This is a genomic window from Streptomyces sp. NPDC055955 (assembly GCF_042270245.1).
GTDB lineage: Bacteria > Actinomycetota > Actinomycetes > Streptomycetales > Streptomycetaceae > Streptomyces.
The window spans coordinates 1-20,257 of the sequence record NZ_JBHJYS010000045.1 but is presented as its reverse complement, the minus strand read 5'-3'; the positions used below and the strand labels follow the sequence as shown (position 1 = coordinate 20,257).

General features: G+C 72.4%; 18 protein-coding genes and 1 tRNA gene. 13 read left to right on the top strand and 6 right to left on the bottom strand.

Annotated elements, in window-relative coordinates; translation table 11 throughout:
* The first annotated feature begins 42 nt into the window (after positions 1–42).
* From ACFC96_RS45390 to ACFC96_RS45375, 4 genes are all read left to right on the top strand, one after another.
* Positions 43–1,371, top strand: coding sequence for an ABC transporter substrate-binding protein (locus ACFC96_RS45390; protein WP_376618582.1), 1,329 nt, complete (start codon positions 43–45; stop codon positions 1,369–1,371).
* Positions 1,368–2,399 (top strand): carbohydrate ABC transporter permease, encoded by a 1,032-nt coding sequence (locus ACFC96_RS45385; RefSeq protein ID WP_376256468.1) that lies wholly within the window; start codon positions 1,368–1,370, stop codon positions 2,397–2,399. Before ACFC96_RS45390 ends, ACFC96_RS45385 begins: the two co-directional genes overlap by 4 nt.
* Positions 2,396–3,301: a carbohydrate ABC transporter permease gene (locus tag ACFC96_RS45380; protein ID WP_376256469.1), complete on the top strand. Its 906-nt coding sequence runs from the start codon at positions 2,396–2,398 to the stop codon at positions 3,299–3,301. The genes ACFC96_RS45385 and ACFC96_RS45380 overlap by 4 nt, the downstream gene beginning before the upstream one ends.
* Positions 3,302–3,367: 66 nt before the next feature.
* A complete protein-coding gene (locus ACFC96_RS45375) occupies positions 3,368–4,834 on the top strand; it encodes a GH1 family beta-glucosidase (protein WP_376618580.1) in 1,467 nt (488 codons plus the stop codon).
* 341 nt (positions 4,835–5,175) lie between these two features.
* Here ACFC96_RS45375 and ACFC96_RS45370 read toward each other — a convergent pair whose 3' ends face one another.
* The 3 genes from ACFC96_RS45370 to ACFC96_RS45360 form a co-directional block, all read right to left on the bottom strand.
* Positions 5,176–6,657: a cellulose binding domain-containing protein gene (locus ACFC96_RS45370; protein WP_376256473.1), complete on the bottom strand. Its 1,482-nt coding sequence runs from the start codon at positions 6,655–6,657 to the stop codon at positions 5,176–5,178.
* A 172-nt stretch (positions 6,658–6,829) separates the two neighbouring features.
* On the bottom strand, positions 6,830–8,272 hold the full coding sequence (locus tag ACFC96_RS45365; RefSeq protein ID WP_376618579.1) for a sensor histidine kinase: 1,443 nt from the start codon (positions 8,270–8,272) through the stop codon (positions 6,830–6,832).
* Positions 8,269–8,976: a response regulator transcription factor gene (locus tag ACFC96_RS45360; RefSeq protein ID WP_376256477.1), complete on the bottom strand. Its 708-nt coding sequence runs from the start codon at positions 8,974–8,976 to the stop codon at positions 8,269–8,271. The genes ACFC96_RS45365 and ACFC96_RS45360 overlap by 4 nt, the downstream gene beginning before the upstream one ends.
* A gap of 119 nt (positions 8,977–9,095) precedes the next feature.
* Between ACFC96_RS45360 and ACFC96_RS45355 the strand changes: the two genes are divergently transcribed.
* Entirely contained in the window at positions 9,096–9,629 is a 534-nt protein-coding gene (locus tag ACFC96_RS45355; RefSeq protein ID WP_376618577.1) for a hypothetical protein, read from the top strand.
* 60 nt (positions 9,630–9,689) lie between these two features.
* On the opposite strand, the gene ACFC96_RS45350 is transcribed toward ACFC96_RS45355, so the two are convergent.
* Both ACFC96_RS45350 and ACFC96_RS45345 read right to left on the bottom strand, forming a co-directional pair.
* Positions 9,690–10,571: a spermidine synthase gene (locus ACFC96_RS45350; protein WP_376256481.1), complete on the bottom strand. Its 882-nt coding sequence runs from the start codon at positions 10,569–10,571 to the stop codon at positions 9,690–9,692.
* 78 nt (positions 10,572–10,649) lie between these two features.
* Complete coding sequence (locus ACFC96_RS45345) at positions 10,650–11,087, bottom strand: hypothetical protein (RefSeq protein ID WP_376256482.1); 438 nt, start codon at positions 11,085–11,087, stop codon at positions 10,650–10,652.
* Positions 11,088–11,373: 286 nt separating this feature from the next.
* On the opposite strand from ACFC96_RS45345, the gene ACFC96_RS45340 reads away from it, so the two are divergent.
* Positions 11,374–12,771 carry a tetratricopeptide repeat protein gene (locus ACFC96_RS45340; protein ID WP_376618575.1) on the top strand — a complete coding sequence of 466 codons (1,398 nt, stop codon included), beginning with the start codon at positions 11,374–11,376 and terminating at the stop codon, positions 12,769–12,771.
* Between the two features lie 133 nt (positions 12,772–12,904).
* On the opposite strand, the gene ACFC96_RS45335 is transcribed toward ACFC96_RS45340, so the two are convergent.
* Positions 12,905–13,510 carry a histidine phosphatase family protein gene (locus ACFC96_RS45335; RefSeq protein ID WP_376256485.1) on the bottom strand — a complete coding sequence of 202 codons (606 nt, stop codon included), beginning with the start codon at positions 13,508–13,510 and terminating at the stop codon, positions 12,905–12,907.
* Positions 13,511–13,733: 223 nt separating this feature from the next.
* On the opposite strand from ACFC96_RS45335, the gene ACFC96_RS45330 reads away from it, so the two are divergent.
* The 7 genes from ACFC96_RS45330 (at position 13,734) to ACFC96_RS45300 (ending at position 20,244) form a co-directional block, all read left to right on the top strand.
* Positions 13,734–14,747 carry a phosphatase PAP2 family protein gene (locus tag ACFC96_RS45330; protein ID WP_376618573.1) on the top strand — a complete coding sequence of 338 codons (1,014 nt, stop codon included), beginning with the start codon at positions 13,734–13,736 and terminating at the stop codon, positions 14,745–14,747.
* Positions 14,659–15,849 carry a hypothetical protein gene (locus tag ACFC96_RS45325; RefSeq protein WP_376618571.1) on the top strand — a complete coding sequence of 397 codons (1,191 nt, stop codon included), beginning with the start codon at positions 14,659–14,661 and terminating at the stop codon, positions 15,847–15,849. Before ACFC96_RS45330 ends, ACFC96_RS45325 begins: the two co-directional genes overlap by 89 nt.
* A complete protein-coding gene (locus tag ACFC96_RS45320; protein ID WP_376618569.1) occupies positions 15,840–17,438 on the top strand; it encodes a hypothetical protein in 1,599 nt (532 codons plus the stop codon). The genes ACFC96_RS45325 and ACFC96_RS45320 overlap by 10 nt, the downstream gene beginning before the upstream one ends.
* Complete coding sequence (locus ACFC96_RS45315; RefSeq protein ID WP_376618568.1) at positions 17,435–18,811, top strand: AAA domain-containing protein; 1,377 nt, start codon at positions 17,435–17,437, stop codon at positions 18,809–18,811. The genes ACFC96_RS45320 and ACFC96_RS45315 overlap by 4 nt, the downstream gene beginning before the upstream one ends.
* Positions 18,812–19,062: 251 nt before the next feature.
* Positions 19,063–19,416: a hypothetical protein gene (locus ACFC96_RS45310; RefSeq protein ID WP_376618566.1), complete on the top strand. Its 354-nt coding sequence runs from the start codon at positions 19,063–19,065 to the stop codon at positions 19,414–19,416.
* Positions 19,417–19,553: 137 nt separating this feature from the next.
* Positions 19,554–20,180 carry a bifunctional DNA primase/polymerase gene (locus ACFC96_RS45305; RefSeq protein WP_376256496.1) on the top strand — a complete coding sequence of 209 codons (627 nt, stop codon included), beginning with the start codon at positions 19,554–19,556 and terminating at the stop codon, positions 20,178–20,180.
* Positions 20,171–20,244: transfer RNA gene (locus tag ACFC96_RS45300), tRNA-Lys, on the top strand. The genes ACFC96_RS45305 and ACFC96_RS45300 overlap by 10 nt, the downstream gene beginning before the upstream one ends.
* The last annotated feature ends 13 nt before the right edge of the window (positions 20,245–20,257 follow it).

Sequence of the window (20,257 nt, the reverse complement as noted above, 5' to 3'; positions counted from 1 at the left end):
GGGGTTGGCACTTCAGAGCAAGTGAGTACTTTGGAGGACGCAATGCGCACGACTGCCCGCACGTCCCGACGCGCGATGACCTTCGCGGTCGTCGCCGCCCTGGCCACAGGGCTGCTCGCCGGATGCGCGACCGATGACGACTCAGGATCCGACGGCGGTTCGGGCGGGGGTGCCGGCAACAAGGGCGGCACCACGCTCACGATCGGCACGTTCGGCGTCTTCGGCTACAAGCAGGCCGGGCTCTACGACGAGTACATGAAGCTGCACCCGGGCGTGACGATCAAGGAGAACGTCACCACCCGCACCGACGTCTACTGGCCGAAGACGCTCACCCGGCTGCAGGCCGGATCCGGCACGGACGACATCCAGGCGATCGAGGTCGGCAACATCACCGAGGCCGTCCAGACGCAGGCGGACAAGTTCGTCGACCTCGGCAAGGAGGTCGACAAGTCGCAGTGGCTGGACTGGAAGAACGCCCAGGCCACCACCAAGGACGGCAAGCTCATCGGGCTGGGCACGGACGTCGGTCCGATGGCGATCTGCTACCGCAAGGACCTGTTCGAGAAGGCCGGTCTGGAGACCGACCGCACCAAGCTCGCCGCGCAGTGGAAGGGCGACTGGAGCAAGTACGTCGACCTCGGCAAGCAGTACATGAAGAAGGCGCCGAACGGCACCAAGTACGTGGACTCCGCGTCCTCCGTGTACAACGCGGCGCTCGGCGGCGAGGAGCAGCGGTACTACGACAAGGACGGCAGCGTCATCTGGGACAAGTCCACGGGGGTGAAGAAGTCCTGGAACGTCGCCATGGAAGTGGCGACCAGCAACATGTCGGCCAAGCTGAAGCAGTTCGACAAGCCGTGGGACCAGGGCTTCGCCAACGGCACCTTCGCCACGGTGGCCTGCCCCGCGTGGATGCTCGGCTACATCCAGGAGAAGTCCGGTGACGCCGGCAAGGGCAAGTGGGACGTGGCGGCCGCGCCGACCGCGGCCAACTGGGGCGGCTCGTTCATCGGTGTGCCGACGGCGAGCAAGCACCAGAAGGAGGCCATCGCCCTGGCGAAGTGGCTGACCGCGCCCGCGCAGCAGGCGAAGGTGTTCGCCAAGCAGGCCAGCTTCCCGTCGACGCCTTCGGCGTACGCCGACCTGAAGCCGCAGGACGCGACGACCACGTTCTTCTCCGGCGCGCCCCTGACCCAGATCTTCTCCGACTCGGCGAAGACCATCCCGGTCCAGGTCTTCGGCATCAAGGACCAGCCGATCAGCACCGCGATCACCGACACCGGCATCCTCCAGGTCGAGCAGAAGGGCAAGTCGCCCGCGCAGGGCTGGGACGCGGCCACCAAGGAAGTCAAGGACGTGCTCGACCAGTGACCAGCTCCGACAAGGCTCTCGCGCAGCCCGCGACGAGCGCCGACACCGCGCCCGGCTCCCAGGAGCCGGGCGCGGCCCGGGGCGCTCAGGGTCGCGGTACGGCGCCGACGAGCGCCGGCACCTGGCGCAGCCGGCTGTACCGCTGGGACATGAAGGCGTCCCCGTACGCGTTCATCTCCCCCTTCTTCATCATCTTCGGCGCCTTCTCACTGGTGCCGCTGCTCTACACCGCCTGGTACTCCCTGCACCATGTGCAGCTGTCGAACCTGGACGGCCAGACCTGGGCGGGCCTGGACAACTACACGAACCTCTTCCAGTCGGACTTCTTCTGGAACGCGCTGAAGAACACGTTCACCATCGGCGTGATCTCGACCGTGCCGCAGCTGATCGCGGCGATCTGGCTCGCGCACATGCTCAACTACCGGCTGCGCGGCTCCACCGTGTGGCGCGTCGTCATGCTCACCCCGTACGCCACCTCGGTGGCGGCGGCGACGCTCGTCTTCGTGCTGCTCTTCTCACCCGACACCGGCATGATCAACTGGGCGCTCGACCTGATCGGCATCGACCCGGTCAACTGGCGTGAGTCCGACTGGGGTTCGCAAGCCGCGGTCTCCTCGATCGTGATCTGGCGGTGGACCGGATACAACGCGCTGATCTATCTGGCGGCGATGCAGGCCATCCCGGCCGACCTGTACGAGTCGGCGGCCCTGGACGGCGCGAGCCGCTGGCAGCAGTTCCGGCACGTGACCATTCCGATGCTGCGTCCGACGATCCTGTTCACGGTGGTCGTCTCCACGATCGGCGCGACCCAGCTCTTCGGCGAGCCGCTGCTGTTCGGCGGCGTCAGCGGCACCAAGGGCGGATCCGAGCACCAGTACCAGACGCTCGGCCTGTACATGTACGACCAGGGCTGGATCGTGGGCAACCTCGGCAAGGCGTCCGCGATCGCCTGGTCGATGTTCCTGATCCTGCTCATCGTGGCCGCGATCAACCTGCTGATCACCCGACGGCTGAGGAAATCCCAATGACCACCATCACCGACGCGACACCGCCTCAGGTCGCCGAGCGGGACGCCGAACCGCCGCGTCGTCGGCGGATCCTCGGCGCGGGCAAGCAGCTGCACGCGGGGCCGGTCACGTACGTCGTGCTGACCCTGTTCGCCGTGATCTCGCTCGCCCCGCTGCTGTGGACGATGATCGCGGCCTCACGCACCAACGCCCGCCTCGCGCAGACACCGCCCCCCTTCTGGTTCGGCGGAAACCTGTTCAAGAACCTGGGGACCGCCTGGAACCAGGCCGGCATGGGCGCCGCGATGTGGAACACCATCCTCGTGGCGGCGACCATCACCGTCGGCACGGTGCTGTTCTCCACGCTCGCCGGTTTCGCCTTCGCCAAACTGCGCTTCCGGTTCTCGACCACGCTGCTGCTGATGACCATCGGCACGATGATGATCCCGCCCCAGCTGGCCGTCGTCCCGCTGTACTTGTGGATGACGGACCTGGGCTGGGCGAACCATCTGCAGACGGTCATCCTGCCGACCCTGGTCAGCGCCTTCGGCACGTTCTTCATGCGCCAGTACCTGGTCCAGGCGCTGCCCACCGAGCTCATAGAGGCCGCCCGGGTCGACGGGGCGAGCAGTCTGCGGGTCGTCTGGCACGTGGTCTTCCCCGCCGCGCGTCCGGCGATGGCGGTGCTCGGGCTGCTGACGTTCGTGATGGCCTGGAACGACTTCCTTTGGCCGATCATCGCGCTCAACGGAGAGAACCCGACGGTCCAGGTGGCCCTCAACCAACTGGGCACCGGCTACATCCCCGACGACTCGGTGATCATGGCCGGAGCCCTGCTCGGCACGCTGCCGCTGCTGATCGCGTTCCTGCTGTTCGGCAAGCAGATCGTCGGCGGCATCATGCAGGGCGCGGTAAAGGGCTGACGTTTCCCGGGGGCCGCCGCACGCGGCGGCCCCACCCCACACCTTCCTACCGATGGGAGCGCTTCCATGCCTCAGCCCATTACACAGACACCCACGACAGACCCCACTCCCGCATCCACCGCCGCCCCCAGCTTCCCGCCGAACTTCCTCTGGGGGGCCGCGACATCGGCCTACCAGATCGAGGGGGCGGTGCGGGAGGACGGCAGGACGCCGTCGATCTGGGACACGTTCAGCCACACGCCGGGCAGGACGGCGGGCGGCGACACGGGCGACACGGCGGTGGACCACTACCACCGCTACCGGGACGACGTGGCGCTCATGAAGGGCCTGGACCTCGGCTCGTACCGCTTCTCGGTCTCGTGGCCGAGGGTGCAGCCCACGGGCCGCGGCCCGGCGGTCCAGCGGGGCCTGGACTTCTACCGGCGTCTGACGGACGAACTCCTCGCCCAGGGCATCAAGCCGGCCCTGACGCTCTACCACTGGGATCTGCCGCAGGAGCTGGAGGACGCGGGCGGCTGGCCGGCGCGCGACACGGCGTACCGCTTCGCGGAGTACGCGGGCATGGTCGGCGAGGCGCTGGGCGACCGGGTGGACTTCTGGATCACGCTCAACGAACCCTGGTGCAGCGCGTTCCTGGGCTACGGCTCGGGTGTGCACGCGCCGGGCAGGACGGAACCGGCGGCGACGCTCCGGGCGGCCCACCACCTCAACCTGGCGCACGGCCTGGCGACACAGGCCCTTCGCCAGTCGCTGCCGGCGCGAGCGGAAGTGGCGGTGAGCCTCAACTCCTCCACGGTCAGGCCTCTTTCGCCCGACAGTCCCGCCGACAACGACGCCCGCCGGCGCATCGACAACCTGGCCAACGGCGTGTTCCACGGCCCCATGCTGCACGGGGAGTACCCGGCGGACCTGATCACGGACACCGCCGGCATCACGGACTGGTCCTTCATCCACGCCACCGACCTGGCGACGGTCCACCAGCCGCTGGACGCGCTGGGCCTGAACTACTACACCCCGTCCCTGGTCTCCTCGGCCCCGTCGGCCCCCACGACCCGATCCGACGGCCACGGCGCGAGCGACCACTCGCCCTGGCCGGGGGCGGACGACATCGCCTTCCACCAGTCCCCGGGCGAGCGGACGGAGATGGGCTGGACCATCGACCCGACGGGCCTGCACGACCTGATCATGCGCTACACCACGGAGGCGCCGGGCCTGCCGCTGTACATCACGGAGAACGGCGCGGCGTACGACGACAAGCCGGGCCCGGAGGGCCGGATCCACGACCCGGAGCGCATCGCGTACCTCCACGGCCACCTGTCCGCCGTACACCGCGCGATCAAGGACGGCGCGGACGTCCGCGGGTACTACCTCTGGTCGCTGATGGACAACTTCGAGTGGGCGTACGGCTACGAGAAGCGCTTCGGGGCCGTCTACGTGGACTACGCGACCCAGAAGCGCACGCCGAAGTCCAGCGCGCACTGGTACGCGGAGGCGGCACGCACGAACAAGCTCCCGGCCCCACCGGCGAGTTAGCCCTCCGAGCGGTCAGCCGCGTACGAGACGGGAGGGGGACGCGGGGGCATGTGCGCGCAGCCGCCAGCACCGCGTACAGGCGATCGACTGGCCGACGTGCACCCGTGGAACAGCGAGCACGTCCAGGCCCCCGCGGCCCCGCACCCGAAAACACACGGCGGCAGCCCGCGCCCGGCAGGCACCCGAAAGGCCACCCGGCGCAACGACGGGCCACGCGAACCGCGAGCCGTGCCAAAGACGCGTCGCTCCCCGGAACGAACCGGCACACGAACGCGCGCCCCGGCCGAGTGGGGGGTCGAGTGTCCGGCCGGGGCGCGCAGCTTCCCGCGGGGGGGGGAGGGCTACTTGAAGGAGGCGAAGGCCTTCTGGAAGGCGCCGGCCGACTGCTCGATCGAGGAACAGGTCGGCTGGGCCGAGTCGGACGCCCCGCCCTCACACGCCTTGTCGCGGGTGGCGGACCACATCGACAGACCGCCCAGTCCCTTCTGCTCGGCGAAAGCGACCAGCTGCGTGGCGTCGTCGACCTTGAAGACCTCGGACGAGACGTCGTTGACGCCGATCATCGGGGTGATCGCGACGGCCTTCCAGGCAGCGGCGTCGGACAGCCCGAGCGCGCTCTTGATCTGCGCCTGCGTGGCGGTGGCGGCCTGCTCGGCGTACGTACCCATGTCGCCGCTGTAGGAGGCGCCGTAGTCCATCGCCATGATGTTGACGAGGTCGGTCGAGACGCCGTTGGACTTGGCGTTCTTGAGGAAGTTCACGCCGTCGGACGTGAGGCCCTCGGGCATCACCGGGAGTGTGAAGGAGACGTTCAGCCCCGGGTTGTTCTTCTGCAGCGTGGCGATGGCCCGGGCACGCTCGGTGTTGGCGGCGGTGTCCGGCAGGGCGCCGCCCTCGACGTCGAAGTCGACCTTGGTGAGCTTGAACTGGTCGATGACCTTCTGGTACGCCGCCGCGAGGTCGGACGCCGAGGAACACGCCTGCGCCAGCTCGGTGCCGGATGCGCCACCGAACGAGACGCGCACATCGCCGCCGGCGGCCCTCAAGTCGCCGATCTGGGCGGCGACTTCGTCACTGCCCAGATCGGTCACACCGCCCCACTTGGGGGCGCAGGAGCCGCCGGAGGTGATGAAGGCGAGGTTGAACTCCTTGACGCCGGTGGCCTTGGAGGAGGCGACCAGGTCGAACTTCGGATAGAGCGACGTGTCGACGTACGGGGCGAAGCCCGCCGCGGCGGCGGAGCCCGCACCGGTGCCGGAGGACGAGGACGGCGACGGGCTCGCCGTCGACGTGGCGGTCCCGGTGGGCTCGGCGGTGGCCGAGGCGGACGCGGTGGCGCTCGGTGCGGGAGTCGCGGACTCCGTGGGGCGTCCGCTCGGCTCGGGCGTGGCCCCGTCGTCCACGGAGCACTTCGCGCCGTCGATGAGGCAGCCGGCCGGATCGGTGTCACCGGTGACGACGAACCCGACGGTCACGGACTTCCCGGCGGCGATGCCTTCCTTGTCCCAGGAGGCGGGCGTCACGGTGACATGCGAGCCGGACACGGACGACTCGGCGTTCCACAGGGAGCCGAGCTTGGTGCCGGACGGCAGGTCGAACTCGAGTTTCCAGCCCGGCTGCGCCGTGTCCGAGTCGTTCTTGACGACGTACTGGGCGGTGTAACCGCCGGACCACTCGCTGGTCCTGGTGTACACGGCGCCGACCCCCGCGGCCTGCGCCGTACCGGAGAACAGGAAGGCGCCGCCGCCCACGACGGCCGCGGCGACGAGCCCGCCTATCGCCTTGTTCCTGCCGCTGACCCTGCGCCGGTGCGTGCTGCTCATCGCGTGCCTGCCTTAGCTGTACGGGGGTGGGGTGCGGCAGCACGCTAGCGATCCGGAACCCGGCAAATGGGGCACCAGCACCGGTGGTTGAGGTTCTTATGGAGGGCTTAAGGAAGTCATCGGAACGGATTAAAGGTGGAGACCGACCCCGAAACGATGAGGCCTCACCCGACTACACAGCGGCACCGGACCCGGCGCCCGCACCCGCCCCGGCGCCCGAGCCCGCCCCTGAGCCACTGCCCGAGCCGGCGCCCCGCTTCCGCCCGCGCCGCACCCCGCCCCGATGCCCCCGTCGCACAGCGCCACCGGGCCCCCGCCCGTCCAGCTGCACCCAGATCCGCACCTCGGTCCCCCCGAGCACGGAGGACCCGATCCGCACATCGCCCCCGGTCGACTCGGCGAGCCGGCGGACGATGTCGAGGCCGAGCCCGGTGGACCCGTCGCTGCCGGACCCGCGCCCGCGGGCCATCGCGGCGTCCGGGTCCGGAATGCCGGGCCCGGCGTCGGAGACGAGCACGATCACGGCGTCCTCGCCGCTGTGCACGTCGACGGCGAAGGCGGTCCCCTCAGGCGTGTGCCGGAAGACGTTCCCGAGCAGCGCGTCCAGCGCGGCGGCCAGCTCCCCCCGGACCACCGGGATGCGGACGGGCCGGTCGACCCCGGCGACACGCACCTTGCGCCCCTCGTCCTCGGCGAGCGCGGACCAGAAGTCCATGCGCTCGCGGATGACCTCGGCGGCATCGCATCCGGCCCCGGGCCCGGCGGCGGCGGTCTGCGGCTTGGCGTCGCGGGCGGTACGGATGATGATGTCGACCTCGCGCTCCAGCTGCTCGACGGCGGCGCGGGTCTGCTCGGCGGCGGCGCCTTCCCCGAGCGAGACGGCGTTGAGCCGCAGAACGGTCAGGGGCGTACGCAGCCGGTGCGAGAGGTCGGCGGCCAGCTCCCGCTCGTTGGCGAGAAGCTGGACGACCTGGTCGGCCATGGAGTTGAACGCGACGGCGGCGAGCCGGAGTTCCGTCGGCCCTTCCTCCGGCACGCGGGCCCCGAGCTTCCCCTCGCCCAGATCGTGCGCGGCGGAGACGAGGCGCTGGGCGGGCTGCACCATGCGTACGCCGAGCCGGTCGGCGACGGCCACGGACCCTATGACGAGGGCGACACCTACACCGGCCAGCACCAGCCACGCGGTGGCGACCCCGTTGGTGACCTCGGACTCCGGCACGAACACCTCGACGACGGCGATGCCGGAGCTGACGGCGATGGGCTGGAGCCACACGGACCCGCCGGGCACATCGGCGACGGTGGCCTGGCGGAGGCCGGCATGCCGGTCACCGGCGCGTGACGTGCCGACCTGGATCGCGGGAGTGCCACCGGCGGCCGGGATGTACACCGCCATGCGGCCGTCGGCACCGGCCTCGGTGGAGGCGACGGCGCGCGTCAGTTCGTCACGGTCGGTGGTGATGGAGAGGGTGGGCCCGATCGCGGCGGCGGTCCGCTCGGCGTTCGAGAAGGCACGGTCCCGGGCCATCTCCTTGACGACAAGGCCGAGAGGAACCGCGAAAGCCACCACGACCATCGCGGTGACGGCGAGGCACACCTTGACCAGGGCCCACCTCATGCCGGCCCGCCCTCCGCCCGTGGCGGCTCCAGCTTCACACCGACACCCCGCAGCGTGTGCAGATAGCGCGGCCGTGCGGCCGTTTCGCCCAGCTTCCTGCGCAGCCACGACAGATGGACGTCGATGGTCTGATCGTCCCCGTACGACTGCTGCCACACCTCGGCGAGCAGCTCCTTGCGGGGGACGACGACGCCGGGCCGGCCCGCGAGGAAGGTGAGCAGGTCGAACTCGCGCCGGGTGAGATCGAGTCGCGCCCCGTCCAGCTCGGCCTGGCGCCGCAGCGGGTCTATCGCGAGGCCGCCGACCTGGAGGAGGCGCGAGGGCGGCTCGGAGGCTGCGCTGGAGCGCGCGCGGCGCAGCACGGCGGCCATGCGCGCGGACAGGTGCTCGGGCGAGAACGGCTTGGTGAGGTAGTCGTCGGCACCGTCGTTGAGGAGCCGGACGATCTCGGCCTCGTCGTCGCGGGCCGTCGCGATGATCACGGGTACGTCGGTGATGCCGCGCAGCATCTTCAAGGCCTCGGATCCGTCCAGATCCGGCAGTCCGAGGTCGAGAATCACGACGTCGAAGCGGAAATGGGCGACCTCGCGCAGCGCCTCCAGGGCCGTGCCGACGCTCCGTACGGTGTGGGAGGCCTCGGTCAGGTGCCGGATGAGGGCCGAGCGCACGAACTGGTCGTCCTCGACCACGAGCACACTTGCCATGGGCGGCACCGTACGCCATTCGGGGGACCCCGGTCCTCCTTCCGCTCAGGTCCGGGGCAACCCCGGTCCCCCCGGGACACGGGTGGGGCGGGTGCGGCAGTATGGCCGCGATGCACCCCATGCGCAGAGGACTTGTTCACACGGCGGCCTGGCTGCTGGCCACCGGCGCGGCCGTCACGCTGTCGTGGTGGGGCGTGCACACGGTGATGGCGGGCACGGCGTACGACCCGCCGCGCGCGGTACCGATCGCCGCGGGAGCGGTGGACGCGCGGGCCTCGTCGACGCACCGCCCGGAGTCGTCGCCGCCGGCGTCGCCGTCCCGCTCCGCGTCGCAGAAGCCGTCGCACTCCCCCGGCCCGGCCACCCCGTCCCCGAGCCGTCCGGCGAAACCGAGCGCCTCCGCGAGGCCGCCCGCGTCGCCGTCGGCGTCCGGCACGGTGAAGGGCTACACGACGAACGGCGGACGTGCCGTGTTCGACCTGGGCAAGGACTCGGCGACGCTGGTGTCGGCGACGCCCGCGGCCGGCTGGTCGGTGCAGGTGTGGAAGGACTCGACGTGGATCAGGGTGGAGTTCACCTCGGGCACGGACAAGGTCTCGGTGTTCTGCACGTGGCACGACCACGCACCGAGCGTGGAAGTGGCGAAGTACTGACCACGCGTACGATCACCCGTCCCGGCCCGACCCGGACGCCCCCTCGGCCCCGAGTGTCCGTCACCGGAACACGGACGGCGGAGGAGCGGGCGAAGCGACGGCGCGCGAGTCGCTGACTGCGCCGGCGCCCCCGGTGAAGTCCGCGAGGGCCTTGCCGTGTTCGACGCGGGCGGGATGCGGATCGCCGGCCGCGCGCCGGGTCAGTTCGGCCACCGGCAGGACCCGGTCGGAGGCGACGAGCACCGCGTTGCCGAAGCGCTTGCCGCGCAGGACGGCCGGGTCGGCGACGAGGGCGAGCTCGGGGAAGACGGCCGCGGCGGTGGCGATCTGGCCGCGCAGATGCGCGAGGGGCGGCCCGTCGGCGAGGTTGGCGACGTAAGCCCCGCCGGGCTTGACCACCCGGCGTACCTCGGTGAGGAACTCCGTGCTGGTGAGGTGCGCGGGCGTACGCGCTCCGCTGAACACGTCGGCTATCAGGAGGTCGGCCCAGCCGTCGGGGAGTTTCGTGAGGCCCTCGCGGGCGTCTCCGGCGCGGACGCGGATCCGGGCGCCGGGGTCCAACGGCAGCTCTCGGCGCACCAGTTGGACGAGTGCCTCGTCCCGCTCGACCACTTGCTGGGTGGAGCGGGGGCGGGTCGCGGCGATGTAGCGGGCGAGCGTGAAGGCGCCGCCTCCCAGGTGCACGGCGTGCACGGGGCGGCCCTTGTCCACGGCGAGGTCGATGACGTGGCCGATCCTGCGCTGGTACTCGAATGCGAGGTGGCCGGGATCGTCGAGGTCGACGTGCGACTGCGGGGCACCGTCCACGAGCAGCGTCCAGGCGCGCGGCCGGTCCCGGTCGGGTATCAGCTCGGCGAGCCCGCCGTCGACGGCCTCGACGACGGCCTCCCGGCCGCCGCGGGCCGCTCCGGCCTGCTTGTTCTTTGCCCTTGACCTTGCCATCCGTCCATTATCGACGGGCGGCGACGAGTCGGCCCAGCGGCCGCGGGGCCGGGGACCGCGCGGGCCCGGCGTCCGGCCTCAGCGGCAGTTGTCCGCGGCTTCGATCATGCGGGCCGCCTCGTCGAGCGCCGCCCGCAGGACCGCCGGGTCGGTGACGAGCTCGGCCTCGCCGGGAGGGAGCAGCCAGCCGCCGCCCTCGACGGGGGCGGGCGGCACGGGGCCCGCACCGGGGCCGCGCTCCGGCGAGGGGGACGCGGGGGTGTGGGTGCAGGCGCTGCCGGGGACGTCCCAGGCGTCGGCGGTGCCGGGCGGCACGAGGAAGCCGAGGGTGCCGCAGTCCCCGTCGTGCAGGACCGGACCGACGGCCTCGGTGGCTCCGCGGCGCAGGATGTCGACGGCTTCGAGGCCCTGCCGGGCCGGGACGGTCACCACGTCGCAGGACGCGCTGTCGCGGGGTGGCGCGCTGTGGTCCTGGGTCGGCCGGTGCCGCGCCGTGGAAAGTGATGCCTCCAACACGTCAGCCCCTCCTCGCTCTCGCGTACGGGTTGCACGACCGGAACGCGACCGCTCCGGCCCCGCAAGGTTCAACGCCCGTGGGCGTCAACAGCTACGGCGGCACGCCGCCGCAAAGGATGGCACTTCATGGCGGATGCGGGGTGAGATATCCCGTTTGTAGCTAAACACTGTGTGTCGGAGTCGTTACAGCAGGTACCTTCGTGCCCCGTCGGAACAGGGGTGCACCAGGGCTCACAGAGCCCAACTCCCCGGTGATCCGGCACGGTTCGCACGAGAGGGCCCGGTCATGACGCCGTCACCGGTGGCATCGTCAGCGCAGTCCCCGCGGCCGAATCTCGCCTTCAGGCGGCTGCGTGGGCAGCGCTCCCCGGGCGAGTTCGCGGCCGCGGTGCGGCGCGCCGCCCGGGAGATCGGCGAGCGGGTCAGCTGCGACGCCCGCTACATCGGACGGGTGGAGGCCGGCGAGATCCGCTGTCCCAACTACGCGTACGAGCGGGTGTTCCTGCACATGTTCCCCGGTCGCTCGCTCACGGATCTGGGGTTCGCGCCCCGCTCGGCCGTACGCGGCCGGGCGGCACGCCCCGCGGAGCCCGTACCCCTCGCGCACACCGAGTTCGAGTCCCCGCACCACGACGAGGAGAGCGACGTGCGGCGTCGCGCATTCATGACCGGAGGGACGGCCACCGTGGCCATCGCCTCCCTGACGCCCTTCGGCATCGCGGCCGACGGCACGGCGGCCCCTGCGGCGAGGTCGACCGCCGCGGGCCACGGCGGGCGCGCGGCGCCCGAGGCCGGTGTCGGCGCGGTCGAGGAGGCCATCCGCCGGATCCGGCTGCTCGACGACCGGCACGGCGCCGACGGGCTCTACAAGAGGGCCGCGGCCCCGCTGCGAACGGCGTTCGCGCTGCTCGACGCGGGGACGGCGGCGCCCGGCACGGCCGAGCGTCTCCAGGCCGGGGCGGGTGAACTGGCCATCTCCGTCGGCTGGTTGGCGCATGACTCGGGCCGCTTCGACGACGCGCGCTCGCACTACGCGGAGGCCCTGGCCACCGCGCGCGTGGCGGGCGACCCGGCGCTGGAGGCGCACGCGTTCTGCAACACGGCGTTCCTGGCCCGGGACGCGGGGCGGCCGAGGGAGGCGGTGCGGGCGGCGCAGGCGGCCACGCGCGTCGCGGCCCAGCTGGCGTCGCCACGGCTGCTCTCGCTGCTCGCGCTGCGTGAGGCGGGCGGCTGGGCGGGGCTCGGCGACCGTACGGGGTGCGAGCGGGCGCTGGCCCGGGCGCAGGCCCTCTTCGCGCGCGGGCGGTCGGACGACGACCCGGAGTGGATGACGTTCTACGGCGAGGCCGAGCTGGAGGGCCTGGAGGCGCAGTGCTACTCGGCGCTCGGCGACTGGACGCGCGCAGCCCGGCACGCGCGTCGCGCCGCGGCCCTCCAGGACCCGCACTTCACCCGGAACATCGCCCTGTACACGGCGGAGCTGGCCGACGACCTGGCGCGCGCGGGCCAGCCCGACGAGGCCGCGTCCGCGGGGATGCGGGTCCTGCATCTGCTGACCGAGGTCCAGTCGTCGCGCATCCAGTCGATGCTGGCGACCACCGCGCGCGTGCTCCTTCCGCACCGCAGGGCGTCGGGCGTCTCGGCGTTCCTGGAGCAGCACGCGTCGGCGCCGCGCACGGTGTGAACGCCTCGGGCGTCTCGAGGACCCGGCGAGCCCGGACCGGCCCGGGCGACAGGCCCCAGGGCCCTTCGTCCGGAGCGGGCCGGAGCGGGCCGGACCAGGCCTCGCGAGCCCGGCGTGATCCGGACGAGAGGCCCTAGCCCTCGTGGCCCGCGAGGTGGCCGATGTCGTTCCACGACTCGATCGCCGGTTCCCCGTAGGCCCAGCCGAGGACCGACAGGGACGTCGGGTTGAGGCGGATGCGGGCCGCGAAGTCCAGCGGGAGGCCCAGCCAGCGGGCGCCGATGGAGCGCAGCATGTGGCCGTGCGCGAAGACCAGGGCGTCGCGGTTCTCGGATCTGGCCCAGGCGACGACCTCGTCGGCGCGGGCGGTCATCTGCTCCAGGGTCTCGCCCTCGGGGACGCCGTCGCGCCAGATGAACCAGCCGGGGCGCCGCTCCTGGATCTGGGCGGGGGTCAGCCCCTCGTACGCGCCGTAGTCCCACTCCATGAGCGCGTCCCACTGCGTGGCGCGGTCGCCGAAGCCGGCGAGTTCGCAGGTCTCGCGCGCGCGGGAGAGCGGGCTCGTGCGGACCTCGGCGCCGGGAAGTCCGTCGAGGGGCGCCCGGTGCAGACGTTCACCGAGGAGCTTCGCGCCGCGCCGTCCCTCTTCGAGGAGGGGGATGTCGGTCCTGCCGGTGTGCCGCCCGGACAGTGACCACTCCGTCTGTCCATGCCGGGCCAACAGGATGCGCGGTGCCATGGGTGACCTTTCCGAGGGAGGGTGAAAAGGGCTGCCATGTACCGATAAGTCAGGCCAGGCGCGCCCGCTCGTTCCATCATCGCTCACCCGGGATTCAGGCAACCCACCGGGCGATCGTTGCGTCTTCGTGGGTCGGAGGCGCCCCTTCCAGTCGGACACATACACCGTAAAGTGGTCACGTGGCCACGGGCCGCCGTACAGGGAGTTAAGGGGGAGCGGCCTGATGTCGCAGACCGAGGCACCGTCCACTGCGGCGACAGGCGACCGGCTGCGCTGGTGGACCGAACTGCCGCTGATCGTGCTGGTGTACGCCGCCTATTCGGCGGGACGACTCCTGGTGCGCGGGGACGAGGCGGGCGCCGTCGAGCACGGCCTCGCGATACTCCGGGCCGAGAAGGCACTCCATCTCAACCTCGAACACCCGCTGAACCGTCTCTTCACCGCCGAGGCCTGGATCGGTGTCCCCGCCGACTTCTGGTACGCCTCACTGCACTACCTCGTCACTCCGGGCATCCTGATCTGGCTCTTCCGCAGCCGCGCCGTCCACTTCCGCGCCGCCCGGACCTGGCTGATGACCTCCACCCTGATCGGCCTGATCGGCTTCACCCTCGTACCGACCTGCCCGCCGCGCCTGCTGTCCCCCGGCCACGGCTTCGTCGACACCATGGCCCAGTACAGCTCGTGGGGCTGGTGGGGCGGCCAGGCGAGCGCGCCGCGCGGGCTCGGCGGCATGACCAACCAGTACGCGGCGATGCCCAGCCTGCACGTCGGCTGGGCGATGTGGTGCGGGGTCATGCTGTGGCGCCACGGCCGTACGCCGCTGGTCAGGGCGATGGGTGTCGCCTACCCGCTGATCACCACGTTCGTGGTGATGGGCACCGCGAACCACTACCTCTTCGACGCCCTCGCCGGGGTCGCCGTGATGGGTCTCGGATTCCTGGTGAGCCGGCGCGTCGTGCGGGCCGCGGACCTCGTACGGGCCCGGGGGCGCAGCGCGCCCGTGGCCGGTTCCGCACGGCCCGGCCGCACCTCTCCCGCCCCGGTCTCCCCGGTGGCGTCCTCGATTGTCAGTGGGGAGTGCCAGACTTCGGCGGGTGAGCGAATTCCCCGACAGCGCAAGGTCAGTGCAGGACCCGGCGGCGGCCCGGGTGCCCGCTCCTCCGACGCGGGGGACGGCACTGCGGATTGGGGCCTCCCCTGCTCGAGCGAAGCCGAGAGCCTGGGCAAAGCTCGCTGAGCTGCGTGGCGTCGGCATACAGCCACGGGCGCTCGACGCGCGGGCGCTCGCCGCGCTCGCGGCGAACCCCGGGTGCCGGCGGCGTGCGCTGCTCGACGGGGCGGGCGTCGACAAGGCGGGTCTCGCGGACGCGCTCGGGGCGCCGTCCGGATTCGGCCAGTCGCAGTTCGCGTTCATGCGGGGGAACGCGTTCGAGGCAAAGGTCAAGGCCGACGGGGGCGCGGAGCTGCTCCGGCTCGTGCACGAGCGCATGGGCGGCGGCCCGGAGCCGGTGCCGGGCGAGGCCCGCACGCCGGATCTGACGGCGGTCGGGCCCGAGGGCCGCACGGCCCGTACGGCGCTCGCGCTGCGTGAGGCGACGGCGGAAGCGGCCTCCTCCGGCGCCTGGACGTTCCTGGAGCACCCGATGCTCGCCCTGGACGTCGCGGGCACCCCGGCCTTCCTCGAACCGGACGCGGTGGTCGTGCACCCCGACGGGACGTGGACGGTCGTCGAGATCAAGTCCTTCCCGATGATCGACGGCAGCGCGGACGCGGCGAAGGTCGGCGCCGCGGCCCGCCAGGCCGCGGTCTACGTGCTCGCGCTCGAGCAGGTCGCCGGGCGCCTGGACCCGGCGCCCGAGGTCAGGCACCGGGTCCTGCTCGTCTGCCCCAAGGACTTCAGCAACCTCCCGGCGGCGTCCGCCGTCGACGTACGCAAGCAGCTGTCGGTGACGCGGCGGCAGCTGGAGCGGCTCACCCGCATCGAGGACATCGCGGACGCGCTGCCCGAGGGCACCTGCTTCGACGTCACGCTGCCCGCGGACGAGCTGACGCGGGCGGTCGAGTCGGTGCCGGCGACGTACGCACCGGAGTGCCTGGCCGCGTGCGAGCTGGCGTTCCACTGCCGTGACCGGGCCCGCGAGGAGGGCGCGGTCACCTCGCTCGGCCGCGGCCTGCGGGCCGAGCTGGGCGGTCTGACCACGGTCGACGAGGTCCTCTCGGCCGCCCACGGCCACTCCGGCGACCCGCTGGACCCGGCGGTCGCCGCCCTGCGCCGGGCGGCCCGGCTGCGGGCCGAGGCGCTCGGCGCGCGCGGAGAGGCGGCGCCGGCATGCCCCTGATCAGCGATCTGGCCCGTCTGGAGGCCGTGCAGAGCGGGCGCGCCCAGCCGGTCGCGACCGTGCGGCATCGCCATCTGTCGCAGCGCCCCCTCGTCCTCGTCCCGCTGATCACGGCCGGTGAGGCGGGCGCCCCGCTCGGCGCACTCGTCGGCACGGAGCGCACCTCGCCCCGGCTCCTCGTGGTGCCCCAGCCCCGCGACCGGGACCTGCGCTTCGCCTTCCTCGCCGAGCTGGCGGGGATCGTCCTGCCGTACGTCGACGGGTTCGCGGCCGACGTCGAGGCCGCCGAGCGCGCCGAGACGGACCCCACGACCGGCAAGCGGGTCAAGGTGGAGGTCGAGCTGTGCGCGGACGCGCCCCAGCTGATCCTGCCGAGCCGCTCCGGCATCGAGTTCGTACGGCTCCTGGGGCGGTCGATGCGGTTCCGCCGCACCGCCGAGCAGGAGCCCGAGGCGCCCTATCCCGCACCGCCGCACGTCCCGCTCCTGGGCCGCTGGCTGACGCACTTCGGGGAGCGGGCCAGAGTTCCCGGTTCCGCGCTGCTGCTCGCCATGACGGACCTGCTGTCCCGGCACTGGGCGACGGGCCAGTCCACCCTGGAGGACCAGCACCTGGGCGCCCTGCTCGCCTGGATCGAGGCCCCGCGGGGCACGTCGGGCGCCGAGGCCGCGCTCCGCGCCGAGCTGGCCCGCGACGGGGACGGCCAGCTCGTCTGCCCGCCCGCCGGCCCGGCCACCGACCCCGCGTTCGACAACAAGCTGCTGGCGCCCGCGATCGAGCGCTACGACAAGGCCCGCACCCTGCTGGCCGCCGCCGAGGACGGCATCGAGGCGGACACGAGGCTGGCCGCGCTGACGGCGGCCGAGCGCGAGATCCACGCACTCGTCGAGAGCCGGACCCGGCCCACGTGGGACGCGGTGTGGCGCGGCCTGGACGCGCTGTGCACGCTCCCCGAGGGGCCGCACGCCGCGGAGCGCTGGACGCGCGACCGCTGGTCGTTCACCGGCCACCGGGACCGCGTGGCCGCGGGCGAGCCGCCGCAGCCGCGCCGCGACGACGCGGTGACGGCGGCCAACAAGCTGGCGACGCGCGAGCGCGAGCAGGCCAGACTGGACGCGCAGGAGGCGCTCGACGACCCGCTGGTCATGGCGGGCCGCAGGCTCACCGGCGAGGCGTTCGCGGGCGAGGTGACCGAGTCGGTGCCGGCGTACAACGAGAAGAACCGGCCGCGCCCCCTGATCACCGTTCGCACCGACGACCTGCCGCACCTCGGCGAGCGCACGAAGGTCTACCGCTCGCTCGACGGCAAGCCGCAGGCCGCGGAGTTCGTGTCGTACGACGCCGAGGGCGGGGTCGTCCTGCGTGTCCTGGACAAGATGGGCCGCGGCAAGGAACCGGAGCCGGGATCCGTCCCGGAGAAGGGTGACCGGGTGTGCTTCACGCTCTTCGAGCACGAGCAGCGGGGCGGCCCGAAGCTGCCGGATCCGGAGGAGACGCCGTGGACACACGGCGGCCCGCCGCACAGGGACGGCTCCGGCGCGCCGGTGCCTGAGGCTCCGGACGCCGTGACCACGGAGGATCTGCTGTGACGACCGCACCGCATCAGCTCGGCCGCACCGGCACGCACGGCGACACCCCGTTCGACCCGGGGGCGGCGGCCGGCCGCGCCACCGACGCGATCCTCCACGACACCCTGCACGGCACGGCCCGCGGCACTGTCGTGGATTCCCCGCCCGGCGCCGGGAAGTCGACACTCGTGGTGCGGGCCGCGCTCGAACTGGCCGGGGCGGGGCGCCCGTTGATGGTCATCGCCCAGACGAACGCGCAGGTCGACGACCTCGTCCTGCGTCTCGCCGAGAAGAACCCCGAGCTGCCCGTCGGGCGCCTGCACAGCAGCGACCCCGACCCGTACGACAAGGCGCTCGACGACCTGGTCAACGTGCGCAAGTCGACCAAGGCCGGTGACCTCGCGCCGCTGCCGGTCGTCATCTCGACGGCCGCGAAGTGGGCACACGTCAAGGACATCGACCCCTGGCAGCACGCCATCGTCGACGAGGCGTACCAGATGCGTTCGGACGCGCTGCTCGCCGTGGCGGGCCTGTTCGAGCGGGCGCTGTTCGTGGGCGATCCGGGCCAGCTGGACCCGTTCGCGATCGTCGGGGCCGAGCAGTGGGCGGGCCTGTCGTACGACCCTTCGGCATCCGCCGTGACGACGCTCCTGGCGCACAACCCCGGGCTGCCACAGCACCGGCTCCCGGTCTCCTGGCGCCTCCCGGCGTCCGCCGCGCCGCTGGTCTCCGGCGCCTTCTACCCGTACACGCCGTTCCGCAGCGGTACGGACCACGGCGACCGCAGCCTGGGGTTCACGGTGGCCTCCGACGGCTCGGGCCCGGACCGGGTGATCGACGAGGCGGCGGAGTCGGGCTGGGGCCTGCTCGAACTCCCGGCCGGGCACACGCCCCGCACGGACCCCGAGGCGGTCCGGGCCCTGGCCCAGGTGGTGCGGCGCCTGCTCGACCGCGGCGGCGTCACGGTCTCGGAGCGCGGCCCCGACCCGTCACCCCTCACGGCGGACCGCATCGCGGTCGGCACGGCGCATCGCGACCAGGCGGCGGCGGTGCGCTCGGCACTCGCGGAGCTCGGCGTCACGGACGTCACCGTCGACACGGCGAACCGGCTGCAGGGCCGCGAGTTCGACGTCACGGTCGTCCTGCACCCGCTCTCGGGCCGCCCCGACGCGACGGCGTTCCATCTGGAGACCGGCCGCCTGTGCGTCCTGGCGTCCCGCCACCGCCACGCGTGCATCGTGGTCTGCCGCGCGGGCGTCCCCGACCTGCTGGACGACCACCCGTCGACGGAACCGGTCCATCTGGGAGTGACGGTGAAATTCCCCGACGGCTGGGAGGCACATCACGCGGTACTGGCCCGCCTCGCGGAACACCGGGTGGCGTGGACGCCATGAGCGGATCCGGCGCCCGACGTCACCCCGCACACAGGCTCGACCACCACCCCACACCGCACGCCGCCGGAGGCGGCCGAAGAACACAGCCCCGACGGCTGGGAGGCACATCACGCGGTACTGGCCCGCCTCGCGGAACACCGGGTGGCGTGGACGCCTTGAACTGAACACCGGGGCGCTCTTGCGGGCCTGCGGAGAATAGAAGGTGGCCCCGGCGGCGAGGTGGGGCCGCACACCGTACAAGGAGGAACATCATGGCCGAGCCCGAGCGGGCCCGTACCGAGAGGCGGATGCGTCCGGCCCCGCTGCTCTTCGAGCCGGCCGAGGCCGCCGCGGACCCGGAGCACTTCTTCGACCTGGAGGCGATCGAGGACCCGCGTGAGCTGCTCGCCCGCGCCACGGAGCTGACGCACGCGTTCCGTGCCGCGGCCGACCGGTCCATGGAGTTCCAGGCCCTGGCGGCGGCCCAGCTCGCCGACCCGCGCCGCTTCGACCGCCTGACGCCCGCGGCGATCGCCGAGCAGGCGCAGTGGACCGAGGACTACGCGAAGAAGATGGTCGAGTTCGGCCGCGACCTGATGCGCGGGCCTGCCGAGAACCGGCCGTAGCAACGCCGCAGCCACCACGCTCGTAACGAGCATTTGGCATATGCCAAGGGGGCAAGATACTCCACCCCGCCCCCTCCCGTCCCGATTTCCGGCAACCCTGGGAAGTCGTGCGCTCACGGCCGGTAGATGTAAACGCCATGAGCGCCACACACCGCCAGAACAGCACCGGCCCGCTGACGCGGTACGACCGGTTCGACATCGCGGGCGCCACCCGGGAGGGCGCCGCGTGGCTCGCCTCGGCGGGAACGCACCCGCGCAGCACTCTCGCGTTCTGGGAGTCACGGCCCGGCGCCCCCGTGGTGCTGCCCTGCGGCACCACCTTCGACGTGGTGAACGCGCCGTCGATGTTCGGGCGCCGGATGTTGGACGCGCTGTGGGAGGACGGCCCCGGCTCGGGCCCGGTCGCCGCGCACCGCGGCCGCATGCTCCTGTTCACGGCACCCGGCACCGCCCACCGGCTGCCCTCGCTCCTGGAGTGGGAGGAGTGGGGCCCCGCCGTGCCCCCTCTCCTGTGCCATGGAAGCGGTGACGCCGTGACCGTCCCGCCGCCGGCCGGAGGCGCCGACCACGCCGGAGAACCCCGCGCCGACTCGCGCTGGGTGGTCGCCCCCGACACCAGCCACCCATGGCTGCCGGGACCCGAGGTACTGCTCTGGGCCTGCGTCCGGGCGGCCCGCGCGAGCGCCAAACCTGCGGTGCGGATATCGATTTTTCCTGGCCCGGATCAGGGTGCTAAGGTCTACGACGTCAGCAGGCGCCGCTAGCTCAGTTGGTTAGAGCAGCTGACTCTTAATCAGCGGGTCCGGGGTTCGAGTCCCTGGCGGCGCACCGACAGACGAAG